Genomic DNA, 18,087 nt, shown 5'->3' on the forward strand with positions numbered 1-18,087 from the left:
AAAACATGGTGGCGCCGCGGTACAGGGCGCCACCTTTTTCTCTCACAATTTCTCTTCACCATTAAAACCCATTTCTTATGCAAAACCTCCAATCACAATTTTTCGGATGCGAAGAAATCTCCGCTACCAACGCCTCTAACATCAACGGAGGCCTCGACCTCGGCGGCATCGGCGGTCTCGACGGCATCCTCGGCACCGTTACCAATCTCGTTAACGGACTGCTCGGCGGGATCGGCGGCGGCGACGTTCCCGGCACCGGCGGCCTCGGCAACGTTCTCGGCACTGTTAACAACCTGCTGAACAGCGTCCTCGGCGGCCTCGGCCTCGGCGATATCGTTAGCCCCTTGTAAACAGCCCCCCCTCACTTTGTGTTACCAAAATAAATCAACGGACAACGGTAACTAAAAACGGAACGGTTTGTACAGGCAGACAGGGCCTATACACACCATCTTAAAAGACTGGCGTGCGATAATACGTCAGTCTTTTTTATGTGAATCCTTACTTTTGTTGAAATTATTTCATCATGAGGATCGTCACCTACAATGTCAACGGCCTGCGCTCTGCCATGACAAAAGGATTCACCGAATGGCTCAAAACCGATCCCGCAGACGTTATCTGCCTGCAGGAAGTAAAAGCCCATCGCGACAACGTGGATTTCCAGCAATTCGAACAGATCGGGTACACCGATTACTGGTACCCCGCCCAGAAAAAAGGCTACAGCGGCGTCGCCATCCTGACCAAAATAAAACCCGACAACGTTCAATACGGTAACGGATATATGCAAAGCGATGCCGAAGGAAGGGTCATAAGAGCCGATTTCGGCGACGTAACGCTCATCAACGCGTATTTCCCGTCCGGCACTACGGGAGACGAAAGACAGACCTATAAATACCAATGGCTCGACGAGTTCTTCGGGTATCTCCAGCAGCTCCGCCAGCAAAGGCCCAACCTCGTAGTCGTAGGCGATTACAATATCGCGCACAAACCCATCGATATCCACAACCCCGTCAGCAACAAAGATTCCTCCGGTTTCCTTCCCGAAGAAAGGGCCTGGCTGACCAAATTGTTTGACAGCGGCTTCGTCGATACCTTCCGCCATTTCCACCCCGAGCCCGATCAATACAGCTGGTGGAGCTTCCGCGCAAACGCCCGCGGCAATAACAAAGGATGGCGCATCGATTATATCAACGTAACGGAACCGCTCCGCGGAAGACTGCAGGACGCCGCCATCTGGCAGCAGGTAAAACATTCGGACCATTGCCCCGTTTACCTCCAACTCAATAATGCATGATCATATATAATGTCACCACAAAGGTTTCCACGCTGATCAAAGACAGGTGGGTGGAATGGATGAAACAGGAGCACATCCCGGAGATCATCGCCACCGGCCTGTTTCACGATTACCGTATGTGCCGCCTGCTGGAGCAGGACGATTCAGACGGGCCGACCTTCACCGTGCAATACTTTACCGACACCCTCGAAAACTATTATACCTACTTGCAGGAGTACGCGCCGGCCCTCCGGCAGCAGGCTTTCGATACTTTCGGAGACCAGTTTGTAGCCTTCAGAACGGTGATGCAGGTTGTATAACGCATCAAACTTATCCACAGGAAATTCACTATTTTCAAGGCATCCGCGCTTTGGTACAATACTTGGTACAAAAGCGCGTTTAATGATCAAGTGCATTAAAACTCAATGCAGTAGCGCGTTTCATCAGAAACACCCGATCAAATAAACTGAACCGGAAAAAAGCCCGATCAGCTGTAAACGTTACCTGTAGGGTTTTTCAGCCTCCAAAAAAAAGTTTTAAAAATTTGGTAATCTTATAAAACGCGCTATATTTGCTCACATCAAACATTTTCTCACTAGTTAAATCTTAACTAACTATGAACAAAGCCGAATTGATCGACAAACTCGCCAAAGACGCTGGCGTTACCAAAACCCAAGCTAACGATGCTCTGGATTCTTTCACCAAAGCTGTTGCCGACACCCTGAAAAAAGGCGGTAAAGTAACTCTGGTTGGTTTCGGTACTTTCTCCGTTTCCAAACGTGCAGCCCGTAACGGCCGCAACCCCCAGACTGGCCAGATCATCAAGATCAAAGCTAAAAAAGTAGCCAAGTTCAAAGCTGGTAAAGCACTGTCTGACAAACTCTAAGAGTTGGCGACCCAACTTATTTAAGCAAGGAACATTATTTGTTTCTTGCTTTTTTTATTTTTGCAGTACATTTCATTACTAATAAAACAATAAAAAAATGGGTAGAGGTGATATCAAAACCAAGAAAGGAAAGATCTCTAACGGTTCTTTCGGCAAAAGCCGTCCGGCTAAAACCAAAAAAACGGCTGCTCCCAAGGCAGAAAAAAAGGCTTAACCCCGTTAAGCCAGATATAGGGGATTCCGGTCATCTGCCTCCGCAAACGCCCGGAATCCCTTTATTTATGCCCGTTAACGGGCAACATCATCACATCGTCAGGGCGCCAGCCGCTCGATCTTCCAGCTGCTCCCGCCCGCGGGCGTATACCGCAGCCTGTCGTGCAAACGACTGCTCCGCCCCTGCCAGAACTCCACCAGCAAAGGTTTCACGATATAACCGCCCCAGTGCTCCGGCCGTTCGGGCTCACCCGCCGCTTCCAGCCTTTTCACCCGCTCTTCCAGGAAATGCCTGTCCGGTATCACTTCGCTCTGCGGAGACGCCGCCGCCCCTATCCTGCTGCCCACCGGCCGCGAATGGAAATATTCGTCGCTTACGCCGGCCGGCGCCTTGCTCACCGTGCCTTCTATCCGCACCTGCCGCTCCAGCTCTTTCCAGAAAAACAGCAAAGTGGCAAACGGGTTCTGCTCCAGCTCACGCCCCTTGCGGCTTTCATAATTCGTGAAAAAAAGGAAGCCGTTCCCGTCGAAACTTTTCAATAATACGATCCTCGCCGACGGACGGCCGTCTGCCGTGCTCGTGGCCAACGTCATCGCATTCGGCTCTTCCAGCTCGCTTTGTACCGCCTCCTGCCACCACTGCCCGAACTGGGTCAGCGGGTCGGCCGCCGCCTCGCTTTCATTCAGCGTTGCGCGGCGGTAATCCTGCCGCAGGTCTGCTATCTTCTGATTGATCATCGTTTCCTTTTTTACAAAATTACGCGATATCGCGATGGTATCTCTATAAGTGGTAATTTACACCTGTTTTTAAAACCGGAAAGCATGAGAATCCTGACTTGCCTGATCACAGCGCTGGTATGCCTCAACGCCTGCCAGCAGAAAAACACCGGCTCGGGAGCCGACAGCACCGCCACCGGCGCGAAAGATACCACCATCGCCATTATCCCGGCGGGCGGCGGCGTTTTTTATAAACACCTGAAAGGCACGCTGGCAGGGCAACCCGTAACGATGGAGCTCATCAACCATGGAAAAGGCCGCTATTCCGCCTGGTATTATTACGACAAAGTTGGCGACCCGATCGCGCTGCTTACCAGCGATATGACGGCAGACAGCCTGAACTTCACCGAATACGGCGTTAGCGAAGAGCCCAACAATCTCCGCGGCAAATTATCTCCCGATGGCCGCTACACCGGCGAATGGAGCGGCGGCGGAAAAAATTATTCCTTCGACCTGCACGAAGCGGCGGATTCTTCCATCCGTTTCATGGTTGCATCGTACAACGATTCCGCGATATTGATCCCCGGCCGTCACGATTCGCCCGTGGCCACCGCCAGCAGCTCCGCCGTTTGGCCCACCGGCGGCGCGGATGAAGCCGTGCTGGCGTTTATCCGCAACGCCATCGCGCCGAAATTGGGCAACGACAGCCCGAAAGTATTTCTCAAACAGGATGTGGACGACTTTCTCAACGAATACCGCGGCGAAAATAAAAACGTGGATACCGCGGAGTTGCGGGAGCACGGTTTCAGCTGGAACTGGGACGCTTCCACCTCCGTCACCGTCGTGTACAACAAGTGGCCGCTACTGGCGCTGGAGCATTTCACTTCCGCCTTCACCGGCGGCGCGCATGGCAATTACGGCTCGAATTTCATCGCGCTGGACCTCGCCGCCAAAAAAGCGCTCAAACCCGCGGACGTGTTTAAACCGGGTTATAAAAAAACGCTCTCCGCCGCGCTGGACAAATCTTTCCGCAAAAAATACAACATCCCCGCGGGCGAACCGCTGGATAAACAATACCTTTTTAAAAGCGCCATCGAGCCGAACGATAATTTTTTCATCGCCGGCAAAGGCGTCGTATTCAGTTACACGCCGTATGAGATCGGTCCCTATGCCATCGGGCAGATCACTTTATTCGTACCTTTTGCAGACATCAATGGCATCGTAAAGGAGACGTACCTTCAATAATCTATGAACAACAAAGAGAGCCAGCAATATAACCAGCGATTCCAGGAAGTGTACCAGCGCCTCAACGAGCGCCAGCGCGAAGCCGTGGACAATACCGAAGGCCCCGTGATGGTGATCGCCGGGCCGGGCACCGGCAAAACGCAGATACTCGCCTCGCGCATCGGCAAGATCCTCCAGGAAACGGATTTCCTGCCGCACAACATTCTTTGCCTCACGTATACCGACGCCGGTACTGTGGCCATGCGCAAGCGCCTTACGGACTTCATCGGGCCGGACGCCTACCGCGTGAACATCCACACCTTCCACTCTTTTTGCAACGAGGTGATCCAGGACAACCTGTCCCTCTTCGAAAAAAACACCCTCGATCCCATTTCCGACCTCGAGAAAATACAGCTGCTGAAAACGCTCATCGACGGTTTTTCCAAAGACAACCCGCTCAAACGTTACCGCGGCGACGTGTATTTCGATATGCGCAACCTCGCACACCTGTTCTCCACCATGAAACGCGAAGGCTGGACGGTGCCTTTCATCCGCGAAAACGTGGAAAAGTACGTGGAATCGCTGCCCGGACGGGAGGAATATATTTATAAAAAAGCCAGCGGCCGCTTCAAAAAAGGCGACCTGAAAGAAGAAAAACTCGCCGCCGAAAGGGAAAAAATGGCCCGCCTGCTGGCCGCTACGGAACAGTTCGACGTGTTCCAGCAGCTGATGCACAAAGCCAACCGCTACGATTTCGACGATATGATCAATTGGGTGATCCGCGCGTTCGAACAAAACCCGAACCTGCTGCTGGATTACAAGGAACGGTTCCAATACATCCTGGTAGACGAATACCAGGATACCAGCGGTACGCAAAACCGACTCATCCAGCTGCTGACCGGCGGCGAAGAAAAACCCAACGTGTTCGTAGTGGGAGACGACGATCAGTCCATTTACCGCTTCCAGGGCGCCAACATCGAGAACATGGAACAGTTCGCCGGCGAACATTACGCGCAGGACCTGCGCACCATCGTGCTCACACAGAATTACCGTTCCGTACAGAACATTCTCGATGTAAGCATGTCTGTGATCGGCTACAACAAAGGCTCGCGGCTGGTAGACAAGCTGGACGGGCTCAGCAAGCAGCTCTCGGCTTCCAATGCAAAACTCACCCCGTTGGACATCCCGCCCGTGATCCGCCGTTACAACACGCCCCGCGACGAAATGGCCGGCATCACCACCGAAGTGGAGCAGATCCTTGCACAGGGCGTTTTACCCGGCAAGATCGCCATCATTTATAAAGAAAATAAGTACGGGGAAGAACTGGCGCAGTATTTCCGCCTCAAAAAACTTCCTTTCTATTCCAAACGGAACAGCAACCTGTTCGAGCTGCCCTTTGCGAAAAAGATCATCCACATCCTGCGGTATATCGCCTGCGAACTGGAAACGCCCTACAGCGGCGACGATCTGTTGTTCGAGATCATGCATTACGACTTCTACAAAATACCGCCCATAGAAGCCGCCCGCATCAGCATCGAAGTGGCCGAAAAAGGGTACAACGAAAAATCTTCCATCCGCAAGTACCTCCAGGACTGGAACAAAACCCGCAACCCGACGCTGTTTTCGCTGGCCCCGCACGACGAGGCCATGCGCCTGGGCAACCTGCTCGAAAAGTGGATCGCGGATGCGCATAACGTAACGCTCCAGCAGCTGTTCTCCAACATCGTCAGCGAAGGCGGCATCCTGGCATATATCATGGCTTCGCCGGAAAAGATCTGGCTCATGAAAATACTCCAGGCCCTGTTCGATTTCATTAAAGACGAAACACACCGTCACCCTGAAATGAACATCGTATCCATCATGGAAACGGTGGACCTCATGGAAAGCAACGCCCTGGCCATCCCGCTGGTGCAGGTTTCCGGCAACGAAAAAGGCGTGAACCTGCTTACCGCCCATGGCGCGAAAGGCCTGGAATTCGAATACGTGTTCCTCGCGGGCGTCAATTCCCATCTCTGGGAAAAAAAGAAAAAAAGCGCATCGGGCTTTTCGTTCCCGGACACGGTGTTCGCCACCGAAGCCACGTCCACCGACGAACAGGAGCTGCGCCGCCTTTTTTACGTAGCCATCACGCGGGCGGAAAAACACCTGTACATCAGTTATCCGGAGTTCCGGCAAGACGGCAAACCGCTGGAGCCCAGCATGTTCATCAGCGAAATCCTGCAGAACCACATCCTGCCGCAACATAAAATAGAAGTGCCGGACGAGACCCTGTTCGAGTTCGAGGCGCTGCAATACGGCAAGGAGCTGGCGCCGGAGATCGAAAAGGTGGACCAGCTGTTTATCGACACGCTGCTGAACGGTTTTACCATGAACGTGACGGCGCTCAACAATTACCTGCGCTGCCCGCTGGCGTTTTATTACCAGAACCTCGTGCGCGTGCCGACCGGTCGTTCCGAAAACACGGAATTCGGCTCCGCGGTGCACTTTGCGCTGGAAAAGCTGTTCCAGAAAATGCAGGAAAATGGCGCATTCCCGCCGAGGGAAGAGTTTATCAAAGACTTCAAATACAGCATGCTGCGCAACCGGGAATGTTTTACCAAAGAAGCCTTTAAAAGAAGGATGGAATACGGGGAAGACATTCTGACCGCGTACTACGACAAATATCTCCACACCTGGAACACCGTGGTGAGCATCGAACGGAACGTGCGGAACGTGGTGGTGAACGGCGTACCGCTCAAAGGCAAGATCGACAAGCTGGAATTCAACGGCAATGAAATAAACGTGGTGGATTATAAAACCGGCGATTACGAAAAAACGAAGAAAGACTACCGCAAATTCGACCGGCCGAACCAGCGCGACCCCAATGGCGGGGATTACTGGCGGCAGGCCGTATTCTATAAAATTTTGTTAGATAATTACAAACAGAAGAACTGGCAGGTAGTTAGCACGGAATTTGATTTCATAGAGCCCAACAAACAAAAGGAGTATTTCAAAGAAAAAATTGATATTCTCCCGGAAGACATCACCACCGTGACCCAGCAGATCAAAGACAGCTGGATCAGGATACAGAACAAGGAATTTTATACCGGCTGCGGCAAGGAAGATTGCAAATGGTGCGGGTTTGTGAAAGACAACAAGCTGGAAATCGCCCTGCATTCCCTCGTGGAAGAGGAGGATGAATAAAATCGACAACAAACAGTAAGTTTGCAAATAATTTAATTCTCAGGTCAGGAATCATGAATCAGAATTTGCGGGGCTGGACAGTCTCATTACTCGTTTTGGCTTTGTGCAGCTTTTTCACCCAGTGCGCGAACATCGTGCCTCCCGGGGGCGGCCCCCGCGATACCCTGCCGCCACGGCTCGTACACGTTGCCCCGCTGGATTCCACCCTCAATTTTAATTCCAGCAGGGTCGTTTTCCAGTTCAACGAATTCGTGGAACTGGACAATGTGATCGAAAAGCTGATCGTATCGCCCACCATGAAACGCACCCCGGTGATCACCGCCAAGCTGCGCGTAGTGACCCTCGAGATCAAAGATTCCCTTCAGCCCAATACCACTTACACTTTCAATTTCGGCGACGCCGTGAAAGACGTGAACGAACGCAATCCCATCGAGGATTTCCAGTACGTGGTGTCTACCGGCGACTATATGGATTCCCTTCAGCTCACCGGCAAAGTGCTGGTGGCCGAAACCGGCAAGCCGGACAGCAATATCGCGGTAATGCTGTACAGCAACCTGGAAGATTCCGTCGTATCGAAAGAAAAACCGCTTTACCTCTCCAAAACGAAGGGTGACGGCAGTTACCGCTTCCGCAACCTGAAACCCGGCACTTACCGGCTTTTTGCGCTGAAAGAAGAAGACCGCGACTACCAGTACACGCAGCCCGATGAGCTCATCGCGTTTTCGGACAGCCTGGTGCATCTCAGCGAAAACCTGTATGACATGAACCTGGCGCTGTTCAACGAAGTGGACACCATCAGGCTGGAAGACGAGCCCGAAGTAACGCAGCCCGAGCCGGAGAAGGACAAAGACAAGGAAAAGAAACGCAAACCACGCCTGCAGGTGGGTTTCGACCTCAACGGCGGGCAGCAGGAGCTGGGCGATTCGCTCACCATGACCTTCAACTTCCCCATCCGCAGCCTCGATACGGCGCAGATCGGGCTGTACGAAGACACCACCCGCAAAAAAGTACCCTTCAGCCTTCACCCCGCCGACACCACGGCCAAAGCTTTCAAGATCGCCTATAACTGGAAACCCGGCAAACCTTACGAGATCATTCTGCCCGCGGGCTTCGCCACGGACACTTCCGGGCTGCAGACCGCCAAGGCAGACACCGTGAATTTCGAAGCCAAAGACCTCGACGACTACGGCACTGTTAAAGTAGCGCTCACCATCAGCGACAGCGCCCGCCGCGTGCTGCCCGCAAACGACACCAGCTACCAGTTCGTGATACAGCTCGTTTCCGGCACCGAACTGAAATACACCGGCGTGATCACCGACGGCAAATGGGAACGGGGGCTGGTACAACCCGGCGAATACACCATCAGGGTGGTGATAGACCGCGACAAAAATGGCAAATGGGACACCGGCTCTTATTACGGTGTGCCCAAAAAGCAGCCCGAAACCGTATTTTCGTTCAAAGAGCCCATCAACATCAAAAAGAACTGGACGGTAAGCCCGGCGGTCAAACTATAGCCTTTATCCGTAATTTTGCAAAATGATCTTCTCTTCCGCATTGATCGAAAATGCCGTAAATGAATTTGCGAGGCTCCCCGGCGTTGGTAAAAAGACCGCTCTGCGGCTGGTGCTGCACCTGCTCAAGCAGGACACGGCGCAGGTAGAGCTGTTTTCCGAAACCATCGCACGGATGCGGCGCCAGATCAAATTCTGCCAGCATTGCCATAATGTGTCCGACGAAGATACCTGCAGCATCTGCGCCAACCATTCCCGCGACGGGCGGGTGGTGTGCGTGGTGGAAAGCATCCGCGACGTGATCGCCATCGAGAACACACAACAGTTCAACGGCGTCTACCACGTGCTGGGCGGCATCATCTCCCCTATCGACGGCATCGGGCCGGACCAGCTGCAGATCCATTCCCTCGTGGAAAGGGTACAGCAGCAGGGCATCGAAGAGGTGATCATGGCGCTGAGCCCTACCATCGAAGGAGACACCACCATTTATTATCTTTCCAAAAAGCTGAAGGATTACCCCGTGAAGATCACCACCATCGCGAGGGGCATCGCCTTTGGCGGCGAGCTGGAATATGCGGACGAGATGACGCTGGCACGCTCCCTCACCAACCGTCTGCCGCTGGAAAACTACCTCCAGCAGGGGAAATAATTACTTCATTTTCTAATTCACGCAGTTTGCCTATCTTTATATCCGGTAACTATTATTCAAACTGCTTACACTCCAAATAAAAAGGGTCATGTTTAAATTAGCAATCCTCTCCGTTCTTTTCTCCTTTTTTGGCAATGTATACGACTTTAAGGTAGATGCGCTGGAAGGCGGGAAGATCGATTTTTCCAAATACAAAGGGAAAAAGATCCTTATCGTGAACACCGCGTCGATGTGCGGCAATACGCCGCAGTACGCCGCACTGGAAAAACTGTATAAAAAATACAAGGGCAAGCTGGTGATCGTGGGTTTCCCCGCCAACAACTTCGGCGGGCAGGAACCGGGCTCCAACGCGGAGATCAAGGAATTCTGCACCAAGGAATACGCCGTAACGTTCCCGATGGCGGCAAAAATTTCCGTGAAAGGCGCGGACATTCACCCCTTGTATCAGTGGCTGATAGCCGAAAGCAAGGCAAAACAACTGTCTCCCGAAGAAGTGACCTGGAACTTCCAGAAGTACCTTCTGAACGAGAAAGGCGAGCTGGTGGCCGTTTTCAAGCCCCGCACGCAGCCTGATTCGCCGGAAGTGACCGAGGCGATAGAAAAACACTAACCGAATATATGCCAAGAGATCTACTGAAATTTTTTACAGCCATTGGTTGTACCGGGTTATTGCTGTCCGGATGCTCCGATTATAACCCCAACGCCGTGCTGAATTGCGAACAAGCGGCATTTAACCTGGCGAACAACGGCACATTCAACTCACTTAAACTACTCAGCGCCAACATGCTGCGCAACGAAAACGTGAAACTGCTGAGCGTGGAAGCATACCAGGACAGCATACGCGTGATCCTCAACCTCTCCGATACCCGGTATTCCGGCAACACCCTGCGAAACGACAGTCTCCACACCGGCGATTATATCTTTTCCCTCCGCAACCAGTATCCCGATGCGGGGAAAGTAGTGATCGGCGTGAAAAACGGGAAAGATTACACGTTCCTCAGCACTGATACTTCTTCCATCACTATCCGGGAAATGGATGTGGCCAACCGCAACCTCTCGGGCTCCTATTACGTAGAGACCGTGAACCCCGTCATGAAACTAAGCGGAGTTTTCAGCAAGGTGTGTTTTCAATCCATCCAATAATATGCTGTATTTTTACGGCTATGTTTTTCTCTGATATCATAGGGCAGGAAGCGGCGCGCGACCAGTTGCTGCAGGCCGTGGAGCGCAACCGCCTCAGTCACGCCATGATCATGCTGGCCCCCGAAGGCGCGGGCGGGCTTCCGGTAGGCCTGGCCTTCGCGCAATACCTGGTTTGCGAGAACCGCCAGCCAAACGATTCCTGCGGGCAATGCGCCGCCTGTAAAAAAGCCGCGCAATTTATTCACCCGGATATTCATTTTTCCTACCCCGTTATTCCCCGCAAACCGGGCGACAAGCCCGTAAGCACCGATTACATCGCCGAATGGCGGGAATATATCGTGCAACAGCCGTACGGCAACGCGTACGACTGGCTGCAGTTTATCGGCGCGGAAAACAAACAGGGGAATATCACCGCGCATGAATGTTCGGACATCATCCGCAAGCTGAACCTGAAAAGTTTCGAAAGCGAGTACAAGATACTGCTGATGTGGATGCCGGAATACCTCGGCAACGAAGGCAACCGCCTGCTGAAGCTCATCGAGGAGCCGCCGCCCAATACCGTTTTTATCCTCGTGGCGGAGAACCAGGAGCAGATCCTGGCCACAATCCTTTCCCGCACGCAGCTGGTGAAGATCAACCCGCTCACCAAACAGGAAGTGGTGACCGCCCTGGTGCAGCGCAACCAGGTGGCCGAGCAGCGGGCGCGGCAGATCGCCACCATTGCGTCCGGCAATTACCGGGAGGCTTTGCAACTGCTGCAACACGCAGAGAACGATTACCATGAATTATTGCGCACCTGGCTCAATTGCATTTTCATGCAAAACCGGCAGGGTTTGCAGGACTGGGTGGAGCATATGGCCAGCGCGAAAATGGGCCGGGAGAACCAGAAACAGTTCCTCCGGTATTTCATCAACGTGCTGGAGCACAGCCTGCGCGTGCAGTACATGGACCGCAGCCAGCTGGCGTTTTCGGACGAAGAGGTGGATTTCGCGGAAAAACTGAAAAAACTGGCCAACCTGGGGCAGATGGGCGAGATCACGGAGGAGCTGGACAATGCGTATTACCATATCGAACGGAACGCGAACGGCAAAATCCTCTTCCATGCGCTGTCTATCCGCCTTCAGTACATTTTCAAAGGCCGGCAGCTGCCGGTATAGCTGTCAACTATTTAGCGTACCTTTGGCCCTTATTTCCCTGTACGTCTTTGTGAATCTGGAAGTAAATATGTACTTTTAGTGACCTGGCATTGCAGGAATAACTATTTTTTAAAATAATAAACCAAAATAATATGGCTTGTGCCGGATGTGGTACGGGTGCGGATGGGAAGCCGGCGGGATGCAAGAGTAATGGAGGTTGCAGCAGCGGAGGATGTAACAGGCTGAATGTTTTCGACTGGCTGTCCAATATTCCCTTGACCGATAGTTTAGCACCATTTGACATCATAGAAGTAAGTTTTAATAACGGCAGTCGCAAAGACTTCTTCAGGAATTCCACCAAACAGCTCTTCGAAAAGGGGGAAATGGTGGCTGTGGAAGGAATCAGCGGTTTTGACGTAGGCATGGTGAACCTTACGGGGGAACTGGTAAAACTGCAGATGAAAAAACGCCGGGTGGAAGATACGCCCGAAGTGAAAAAACTGTTGCGCCGCGCGTCTGCCGAGGACATGAACCGCATGTCCGAGAACAAAAAACGCGAAACCGAAGCCCTTATAAAAGCGCGGGCCATCGCCCGCAGCATTGGCCTGGAAATGAAGCTCGCAGAAGTGGAGATCCAGGCAGACGGCCGGAAAGCTACTTTCTTTTACACGGCAGACGACCGTGTGGATTTCCGTGAGCTGATCAAGATCTACGCCTCCGAATTCCGGGTGAAGGTGGAAATGCGCCAGATCGGCGCCCGCCAGGAAGCCGGGAAAGTAGGCGGGATCGGCAGCTGCGGCCGCGAGCTTTGCTGTTCCACCTGGCTTACCGATTTTAAATCCGTGAACACTACCGCCGCCAGGTACCAGAACCTCTCCATCAACCAGGCAAAACTGTCCGGCCAGTGCGGCCGCCTCAAATGCTGCCTGAACTACGAGCTGGACACGTACCTCGATGCGCTGAAAGATTTCCCGGACGACTGCGATACTATTGAAACCGCCAGCGGCAATGCAACCCTGCAAAAACGCGACATTTTCAAAAACCTGATGTGGTATTCCTACGACAACAGCAATAAACAGTACCCGCTTACCATTACCCGCGTAAAGGAAATACGCCAGCTGAACAGGCAGGGTATTAAGCCGGAAGAACTTAAAGCCGTTGAAGTGGTCACTTCCAAAACCGCCGCCAAAGACGTAGACCTCGGCTTTGCGGACGTTGTGGGCCAGATCAGCCTCCGTTCACTGGAAAAAGCTTCCCAGAAACGTAAACAGAAATCGAAAGAAAAACATAAAGAGCACCACCAGAAAGACAAGCCGAAAGGCGGCGGCACCCAGCAGCCTTCGCAGTCCGGCGGTGGCCAGCAACAGGCCCGCGGCCCGAAAGAACAGCGCCCGCAAGGCGGCGGCAGGCAGGATCAAAAACCGCGTGAACAACGTGGCGGCGATCAGAAACCCCGTGAAGCACGCGAGCAAAAACCGCGCGAACAACGCGGCGGAGAACAGCGCAATGAGCCCCGCGAAGCACGCGGCGACCAGAAGCCCAGGGAACAACGCCCGCCCCGCAACGAAAATCGTGGCGAGCAGAAACCCCGCGAGCCCCGCGAAAGCGGACAGGGCGGCCCGAAACAGCAGGGCGGCGATCAAAAACCCCGCGAAGGCGGGCCCAAACCGCAGCAAGGCGGCGACCAGAAACCCCGTGAAGGCGGCGGAGGCCGCAACCGGAACCGCCCCCCGCGGAAACCGGACAACAAACAACCGGATAACAAACAATAAAACAGTTATTGTACCGTATATAGTAGAGGCGCTCTTGTAGCGTCTCTACGTTTATTGTCCCATCATGATCGGATTTCCTCCCCGATACGGCGCCACCTGGTCCTTTGAAAACCGCAGTCCAGCGGAACAGCTCATTATTTTCTGGCTGGCAGTCGAAAAGATGGGCTGGCAGGTAAGCGAAGTAACGCCCGGCAGCATCACCGCATTCACCAATTTCAGCCTCCGGTCCTGGAACGAGCAGGTAAGCATCCGGTTTATGCCGGAAGAGGTAAGCCTGTTCAGCGTTTCCACCGGCGTGCAGATATTCGATCTTGGCAGGAACCGGCAGAATGTTAAACGGTTGCTGAAAACGGTTGCTGCAATTGCAGCGGAAACTTCCCCGGAAACTTTACATGCAGCTTATGAAGAACGGCGGCAACGCATCCGCCCGGAAGGCGAAGCCATTCACCTCACGCGCAGCAGGCGGGTGGTAGCGGGTTTTATGCAGGTGTTCATGCCGGTGAAGGGATATTTCATCACCCCGGTCCTTATTGTGCTGAACGTTTTTATTTTCCTGCTGCTTACCAACAAATGGCTGTTCCCGGAAAGCAGCGGCTGGGCGCCAGCGCAGCAGGTGCTGGAACGGTTCGGCGCCAGCTTTAAACCGCTCACGCTTTTCGGCGAGCCCTGGCGGCTGGTTACAGCGGCTTTTTTACATGCAGACGGACTGCATCTCTTTTTTAACATGTACGCCATCATGGTATGCGGCATTTACCTCGAGCCGTTGCTCGGCCGCTGGCGTTTTTTGCTCGTATACCTGCTTTGCGCCGTCATGGCCAGTCTTACCAGCCTCTGGTGGTACGACATCACGCCGTCGCTCGGCGCTTCCGGCGCGGTGTTCGGACTTTTCGGCTTCATCCTCACCCTTTCCCTTCACCATTTTCTTGAACCGGGCGAAAGAAAAGCGCTGCTCACCAGCATCGGGCTGTACATCCTGTTAAGCCTTTCCACCATTTTCCTTTCCACCAACTTCGACCATGCCTCGCATATCGGCGGACTGGTAGCGGGCATGCTGCTGGCCCAGCTGCTGTACGCCGGCCTGCAGAAAAACGCATCGCGCGGCGTGATGGTGCGCAGTACCGCGCTGGCAACAGGTTTGATGCTGATCATTATTTCCGCCGTGTACTGGCTGCTGCCCCGGGATGTGAACGATTATATGGCAAAAAGGGCGCGGCTGGATGAAAATTATATCCTGGCCTCGGGTGTTTACCGCACGCAGAGCGATGAGGAAAGAATGAAGTGGCTGAAGAATTATGCCATTTATTACATGGACGAAAACCTGCGCATCATGGACGAGATCGACCGGCTTTCGCTAGGCTACGATTCGCGGCAGCAGAACAAATTGCTGCGCAAACTGTACAGTACCCGCAAAAAAATATTCACCTTGAACTATCAAACCCTGCGCGAAGGCCGCAACCGGTACGACCGGCAGATCATCGAGGCGGTGCATGAACTGGAACAAATGCACCGGGAGCTGAATTACTAAGCCTTACTTTTCGTCCTGGAAAAAAAGTTTGTAATAATTCATGTTCCGCTCTTCGTCGTAACCCCGCTCGATCATTTCGCGGTTGCCGTGGATGTATACGTGGAAGTTTTTGTCCAGCTTGAGAATGCTTTTGAAGAACTTCTGCTGTTTTTTTACGGCCGGATTGGAGATGTCGAATTCGTCCGGCACGTCCAGCCGGTATTCGTCGCGGAAATGCTCGCGGTAATTGCGGAAAGCGTCTACGGCATCCGGGTGGCCCAGCACTTCTTCCGCAAATTCGTCTACCTGGAACTGTTCCTTTTCCTTAAAATAAGTGGCTGATTTTTTCAGCAGGTCGATCTGGTCCACGCGGTTCATTTCGAACTCCTCCGGCAGCTTGTTCTGGATGAACTGCTGGCACAGCGTAACCATGGTTTCGGTCTGGTGATAACTGTCCGCCTTTCTTTCCACCTGCAGGAACGCGTCTTTCCAGTACACCGCTTCGTTTTTGCTGTTGCTGTCTACGATGCTCACCTTGTACCCTTCTTCCTGCCCGATGTTGAACACGAGGCAGCCTTTGTCCAGCTTGTTGATATTGATCCCGTCGTCGTAATTCAGCTCGTAATTTTCGTCGTGCAGGTACACTTTCAGGTAGGTATCGCGGTTTTCGGACTTAAAAATGCCGATGGCTTCCACTTCTTCGCCGTCTACCTGGCATTTTGAAAAATGAACGATGTACAGTTCGCCCCCTTTGATCTTGGGGTGGGTGGAAACTTTATAAAGATGTTTGGCGATGTTGACGGATTGTTCCTGGAAACTTTCGTGGTCTTCGAAAATGAGGCTGCAATATTTGAACACTTCGTTCAGCTGCAGGTCGGCATCGTGGGTGAAGCGGAAATACTCGGCGTTGTTGGTGAAGGGCTGGATGAAATAACTGAGCAGCAGGTTGCCGATGGTTTCGTCCTTCAGTTCCAGCGGTTGCTGCGAAAGCACCAGCGGGTCTTCGTTAGAAGCGTTCCCCACTTTATGGATCGTGAGCCTTTCCAGGTCTTTGATATCAGATACGTGAATCATACGGGCTGCAAATTAGCGGCATTTAACTTTTTCCGCGAAAAAAATTAATTTCCCGTCATGAAACATCTCCCCGCCGCCCTGCTGCTCCTGGCTTCCGCCGCTACTTTCGCCCAGGAACCGCTTTACACCGCCAAAGACCTCACAAAGGAAAACATGTTCTCCTCCAATATCGAAGGCCCGAACTTCGACAAGGCGGGCAACCTGTACGTGGTGAATTTCATCAAAGACGGCACCATCGGGAACATCAGCACAAAAAACGGCAGCGGCGAAGTGTTCGTTACCCTCCCGGAAGGCAGCATTGCCAACAGCATCCAGTTCACTTCCGGGGGAAACATGCTGCTGGCGGATTTCAAAGGGCATAACGTGCTGAAGGTGGACATGAAAACCCGCCAGGTGTCTGTATTTGCGCATTCCGGCCGGTTTAACCAGCCGAATGATCTTTGCATAAACCGTAAAGACCAGGTATTTGCTTCCGACCCCGACTGGAAAAACAGCACGGGGCAGCTCTGGCGCATCGATAAAGACGGGAAAACCACGCTGCTGGCGGAAAACATGGGCACCACCAACGGCATTGAGCTGAGCCCGGACGAAAAAACGCTGTACGTGAACGAAAGCGTGCAGCGCAAGGTCTGGAAGTTTGATGTGGACGCACGGGGCAATATTTCCAACAAAAGGCTCTTCGCCGAATTCCCGGACCATGGTTTCGACGGCATGAAATGCGACAAGGCCGGCAACCTTTACCTGACGCGTTACGGCAAAGGCACCATCGTAGTACTGTCTCCGGAAGGCAAACAGCTGCGGGAAATAGCGCTGAAGGGGAAATCGTGCAGCAACCTGGTGTTTGGCGGGAAAGACGGGAAAACGGTCTTCGTGACCCTGCAAGACAGGAAATGTATGGAAACGTTCCGGGTGGAGATCGCGGGGAAAAATTTTTAGGAAGGTTATTCCGAAGATATTGAAGAAGGCGGCCGCTGGGCGGCCTTTTTTGTTGTTGTGCTTCGCAAAAAAAAGCCGCCCTTTGCAGGACGGCTTCTATTGATCAGGATCTTATAAATCAGGTATTCAAACCGCCGCAAACGCTCAGCACCTGGCCGGTTACGTAGGCAGACATTTCGGATGCCAGGAAGAGGCATACATTGGCAATGTCTTCCGGGGAGCCGAACTTGCCCAGGGGGATCTGGTCCAGGTAATTTTTAGCGCCTTCGCCGTCTTTCAGGTAATGCGTCATGTCCGTTTCCACGAAGCCCGGCGCTACGGCGTTCACACGGATGTTGCGGCTGCCGATCTCCTGTGCGATGGATTTCGAAAAACCGATGATGCCCGCTTTGGAAGCGGCGTAGCTGCTTTGGCCCGCGTTGCCTTTGATACCGATGATGGAGCTCATGTTGACGATGCTGCCTTTTTTGGCTTTCATCATCGGGCGCATCACCAGTTTGGTCATATTAAAAACGCTTTTCAGGTTCACGTCCATCACTTCGTCCCACTGTTCGGGGCTCATGCGGAGCAATAAGTTATCTTTCGAAATGCCTGCATTGTTCACGCAAATATCTACTGTGCCAAACTCTTTCACCACGTCGTTCACCAGCGCTTCGCAATCTTCCCATACACCGGCATTGCTTTTATACGCCTTCGCCTTCACGCCTTTTTCGGCGAGCCTGGCTTCCAGGGCTTTCGCTTTTTCGTCTGAGCTCACATATGTAAACGCGATATTGGCGCCTTCTTCAGCGAATTTCAGTGCAATAGCCTCACCGATCCCGCGGCTGGCTCCCGTAACGATGGCTACTTTGTTCTCAAGTAATTTCATT

Annotated in this window: 18 protein-coding genes and 1 pseudogene; 16 read left to right on the forward strand and 3 right to left on the reverse strand. The window is 52.9% G+C overall.

Annotated elements, in window-relative coordinates; all coding sequences use genetic code 11:
- Positions 1-77: 77 nt before the first annotated feature.
- The 5 genes from J7I43_RS11030 to J7I43_RS11050 all read left to right on the forward strand — a co-directional run bounded on the left by J7I43_RS11030 (position 78) and on the right by J7I43_RS11050 (position 2,370).
- On the forward strand, positions 78-350 hold the full coding sequence (locus tag J7I43_RS11030) for a hypothetical protein (protein WP_209145729.1): 273 nt from the start codon (positions 78-80) through the stop codon (positions 348-350).
- 173 nt (positions 351-523) lie between these two features.
- Complete coding sequence (locus tag J7I43_RS11035) at positions 524-1,291, forward strand: exodeoxyribonuclease III (RefSeq protein WP_209145730.1); 768 nt, start codon at positions 524-526, stop codon at positions 1,289-1,291.
- Positions 1,288-1,590 (forward strand): DUF4286 family protein, encoded by a 303-nt coding sequence (locus tag J7I43_RS11040; RefSeq protein WP_209145731.1) that lies wholly within the window; start codon positions 1,288-1,290, stop codon positions 1,588-1,590. The genes J7I43_RS11035 and J7I43_RS11040 overlap by 4 nt, the downstream gene beginning before the upstream one ends.
- Before the next feature lie 296 nt (positions 1,591-1,886).
- On the forward strand, positions 1,887-2,156 hold the full coding sequence (locus J7I43_RS11045) for an HU family DNA-binding protein (protein ID WP_074241463.1): 270 nt from the start codon (positions 1,887-1,889) through the stop codon (positions 2,154-2,156).
- A 97-nt stretch (positions 2,157-2,253) separates the two neighbouring features.
- Positions 2,254-2,370 (forward strand): 30S ribosomal protein THX, encoded by a 117-nt coding sequence (locus J7I43_RS11050; RefSeq protein WP_120517705.1) that lies wholly within the window; start codon positions 2,254-2,256, stop codon positions 2,368-2,370.
- A 98-nt stretch (positions 2,371-2,468) separates the two neighbouring features.
- On the opposite strand, the gene pdxH is transcribed toward J7I43_RS11050, so the two are convergent.
- Positions 2,469-3,107 (reverse strand): pyridoxamine 5'-phosphate oxidase, encoded by a 639-nt coding sequence (gene pdxH / locus J7I43_RS11055; protein ID WP_209145732.1) that lies wholly within the window; start codon positions 3,105-3,107, stop codon positions 2,469-2,471.
- 84 nt (positions 3,108-3,191) lie between these two features.
- Here pdxH and J7I43_RS11060 point away from each other — a divergent pair, with 84 nt between their 5' ends.
- The 10 genes and pseudogenes from J7I43_RS11060 to J7I43_RS11100 all read left to right on the forward strand — a co-directional run bounded on the left by J7I43_RS11060 (position 3,192) and on the right by J7I43_RS11100 (position 15,229).
- On the forward strand, positions 3,192-4,331 hold the full coding sequence (locus J7I43_RS11060) for a DUF3298 and DUF4163 domain-containing protein (protein WP_209145733.1): 1,140 nt from the start codon (positions 3,192-3,194) through the stop codon (positions 4,329-4,331).
- A 3-nt stretch (positions 4,332-4,334) separates the two neighbouring features.
- Positions 4,335-5,684 (forward strand): annotated as a pseudogene (locus J7I43_RS25010) (ATP-dependent helicase); the annotation flags it as partial.
- A 108-nt stretch (positions 5,685-5,792) separates the two neighbouring features.
- Positions 5,793-7,493 (forward strand): PD-(D/E)XK nuclease family protein, encoded by a 1,701-nt coding sequence (locus J7I43_RS25015; protein WP_378108747.1) that lies wholly within the window; start codon positions 5,793-5,795, stop codon positions 7,491-7,493.
- Between the two features lie 53 nt (positions 7,494-7,546).
- Positions 7,547-9,007, forward strand: coding sequence for an Ig-like domain-containing protein (locus J7I43_RS11070; protein ID WP_209145735.1), 1,461 nt, complete (start codon positions 7,547-7,549; stop codon positions 9,005-9,007).
- Between the two features lie 22 nt (positions 9,008-9,029).
- Positions 9,030-9,653 carry a recombination mediator RecR gene (recR, locus tag J7I43_RS11075; protein ID WP_209145736.1) on the forward strand — a complete coding sequence of 208 codons (624 nt, stop codon included), beginning with the start codon at positions 9,030-9,032 and terminating at the stop codon, positions 9,651-9,653.
- An 88-nt stretch (positions 9,654-9,741) separates the two neighbouring features.
- Positions 9,742-10,263: a glutathione peroxidase gene (locus J7I43_RS11080; protein ID WP_209145737.1), complete on the forward strand. Its 522-nt coding sequence runs from the start codon at positions 9,742-9,744 to the stop codon at positions 10,261-10,263.
- Between the two features lie 8 nt (positions 10,264-10,271).
- The gene (locus J7I43_RS11085; RefSeq protein ID WP_209145738.1) at positions 10,272-10,796 is read left to right on the forward strand and encodes a hypothetical protein; all 525 of its coding nucleotides are present in this window, start codon (positions 10,272-10,274) and stop codon (positions 10,794-10,796) included.
- Positions 10,797-10,816: 20 nt separating this feature from the next.
- Complete coding sequence (locus tag J7I43_RS11090; protein ID WP_209145739.1) at positions 10,817-11,953, forward strand: DNA polymerase III subunit; 1,137 nt, start codon at positions 10,817-10,819, stop codon at positions 11,951-11,953.
- Between the two features lie 254 nt (positions 11,954-12,207).
- Entirely contained in the window at positions 12,208-13,704 is a 1,497-nt protein-coding gene (gene ricT / locus J7I43_RS11095; protein ID WP_209145740.1) for a regulatory iron-sulfur-containing complex subunit RicT, read from the forward strand.
- A gap of 64 nt (positions 13,705-13,768) precedes the next feature.
- Complete coding sequence (locus tag J7I43_RS11100) at positions 13,769-15,229, forward strand: rhomboid family intramembrane serine protease (RefSeq protein WP_209145741.1); 1,461 nt, start codon at positions 13,769-13,771, stop codon at positions 15,227-15,229.
- A gap of 3 nt (positions 15,230-15,232) precedes the next feature.
- Here the strand turns inward: J7I43_RS11100 and J7I43_RS11105 are convergent, their stop codons facing one another.
- Positions 15,233-16,282, reverse strand: coding sequence for a nucleoid-associated protein (locus J7I43_RS11105; protein ID WP_209145742.1), 1,050 nt, complete (start codon positions 16,280-16,282; stop codon positions 15,233-15,235).
- Between the two features lie 57 nt (positions 16,283-16,339).
- Between J7I43_RS11105 and J7I43_RS11110 the strand changes: the two genes are divergently transcribed.
- A complete protein-coding gene (locus J7I43_RS11110; protein WP_209145743.1) occupies positions 16,340-17,218 on the forward strand; it encodes an SMP-30/gluconolactonase/LRE family protein in 879 nt (292 codons plus the stop codon).
- 118 nt (positions 17,219-17,336) lie between these two features.
- Here the strand turns inward: J7I43_RS11110 and fabG are convergent, their stop codons facing one another.
- A complete protein-coding gene (gene fabG, locus J7I43_RS11115) occupies positions 17,337-18,086 on the reverse strand; it encodes a 3-oxoacyl-[acyl-carrier-protein] reductase (RefSeq protein WP_209145744.1) in 750 nt (249 codons plus the stop codon).
- Position 18,087: the final 1 nt, after the last annotated feature.

This window comes from Chitinophaga chungangae, from assembly GCF_017742215.1.
GTDB lineage: Bacteria > Bacteroidota > Bacteroidia > Chitinophagales > Chitinophagaceae > Chitinophaga > Chitinophaga chungangae.

Coding starts and splice junctions, on each gene's coding strand:
- J7I43_RS11030 (WP_209145729.1), top strand. CDS start 78: ATGCAAAACCTCCAATCACAATTTTTCGGATGCGAAGAAATCTCCGCT.
- J7I43_RS11035 (WP_209145730.1), top strand. CDS start 524: ATGAGGATCGTCACCTACAATGTCAACGGCCTGCGCTCTGCCATGACA.
- J7I43_RS11040 (WP_209145731.1), top strand. CDS start 1,288: ATGATCATATATAATGTCACCACAAAGGTTTCCACGCTGATCAAAGAC.
- J7I43_RS11045 (WP_074241463.1), top strand. CDS start 1,887: ATGAACAAAGCCGAATTGATCGACAAACTCGCCAAAGACGCTGGCGTT.
- J7I43_RS11050 (WP_120517705.1), top strand. CDS start 2,254: ATGGGTAGAGGTGATATCAAAACCAAGAAAGGAAAGATCTCTAACGGT.
- pdxH (WP_209145732.1), bottom strand. CDS start 3,107: ATGATCAATCAGAAGATAGCAGACCTGCGGCAGGATTACCGCCGCGCA.
- J7I43_RS11060 (WP_209145733.1), top strand. CDS start 3,192: ATGAGAATCCTGACTTGCCTGATCACAGCGCTGGTATGCCTCAACGCC.
- J7I43_RS25015 (WP_378108747.1), top strand. CDS start 5,793: ATGCATTACGACTTCTACAAAATACCGCCCATAGAAGCCGCCCGCATC.
- J7I43_RS11070 (WP_209145735.1), top strand. CDS start 7,547: ATGAATCAGAATTTGCGGGGCTGGACAGTCTCATTACTCGTTTTGGCT.
- recR (WP_209145736.1), top strand. CDS start 9,030: ATGATCTTCTCTTCCGCATTGATCGAAAATGCCGTAAATGAATTTGCG.
- J7I43_RS11080 (WP_209145737.1), top strand. CDS start 9,742: ATGTTTAAATTAGCAATCCTCTCCGTTCTTTTCTCCTTTTTTGGCAAT.
- J7I43_RS11085 (WP_209145738.1), top strand. CDS start 10,272: ATGCCAAGAGATCTACTGAAATTTTTTACAGCCATTGGTTGTACCGGG.
- J7I43_RS11090 (WP_209145739.1), top strand. CDS start 10,817: ATGTTTTTCTCTGATATCATAGGGCAGGAAGCGGCGCGCGACCAGTTG.
- J7I43_RS11100 (WP_209145741.1), top strand. CDS start 13,769: ATGATCGGATTTCCTCCCCGATACGGCGCCACCTGGTCCTTTGAAAAC.
- J7I43_RS11105 (WP_209145742.1), bottom strand. CDS start 16,282: ATGATTCACGTATCTGATATCAAAGACCTGGAAAGGCTCACGATCCAT.
- J7I43_RS11110 (WP_209145743.1), top strand. CDS start 16,340: ATGAAACATCTCCCCGCCGCCCTGCTGCTCCTGGCTTCCGCCGCTACT.
- fabG (WP_209145744.1), bottom strand. CDS start 18,086: ATGAAATTACTTGAGAACAAAGTAGCCATCGTTACGGGAGCCAGCCGC.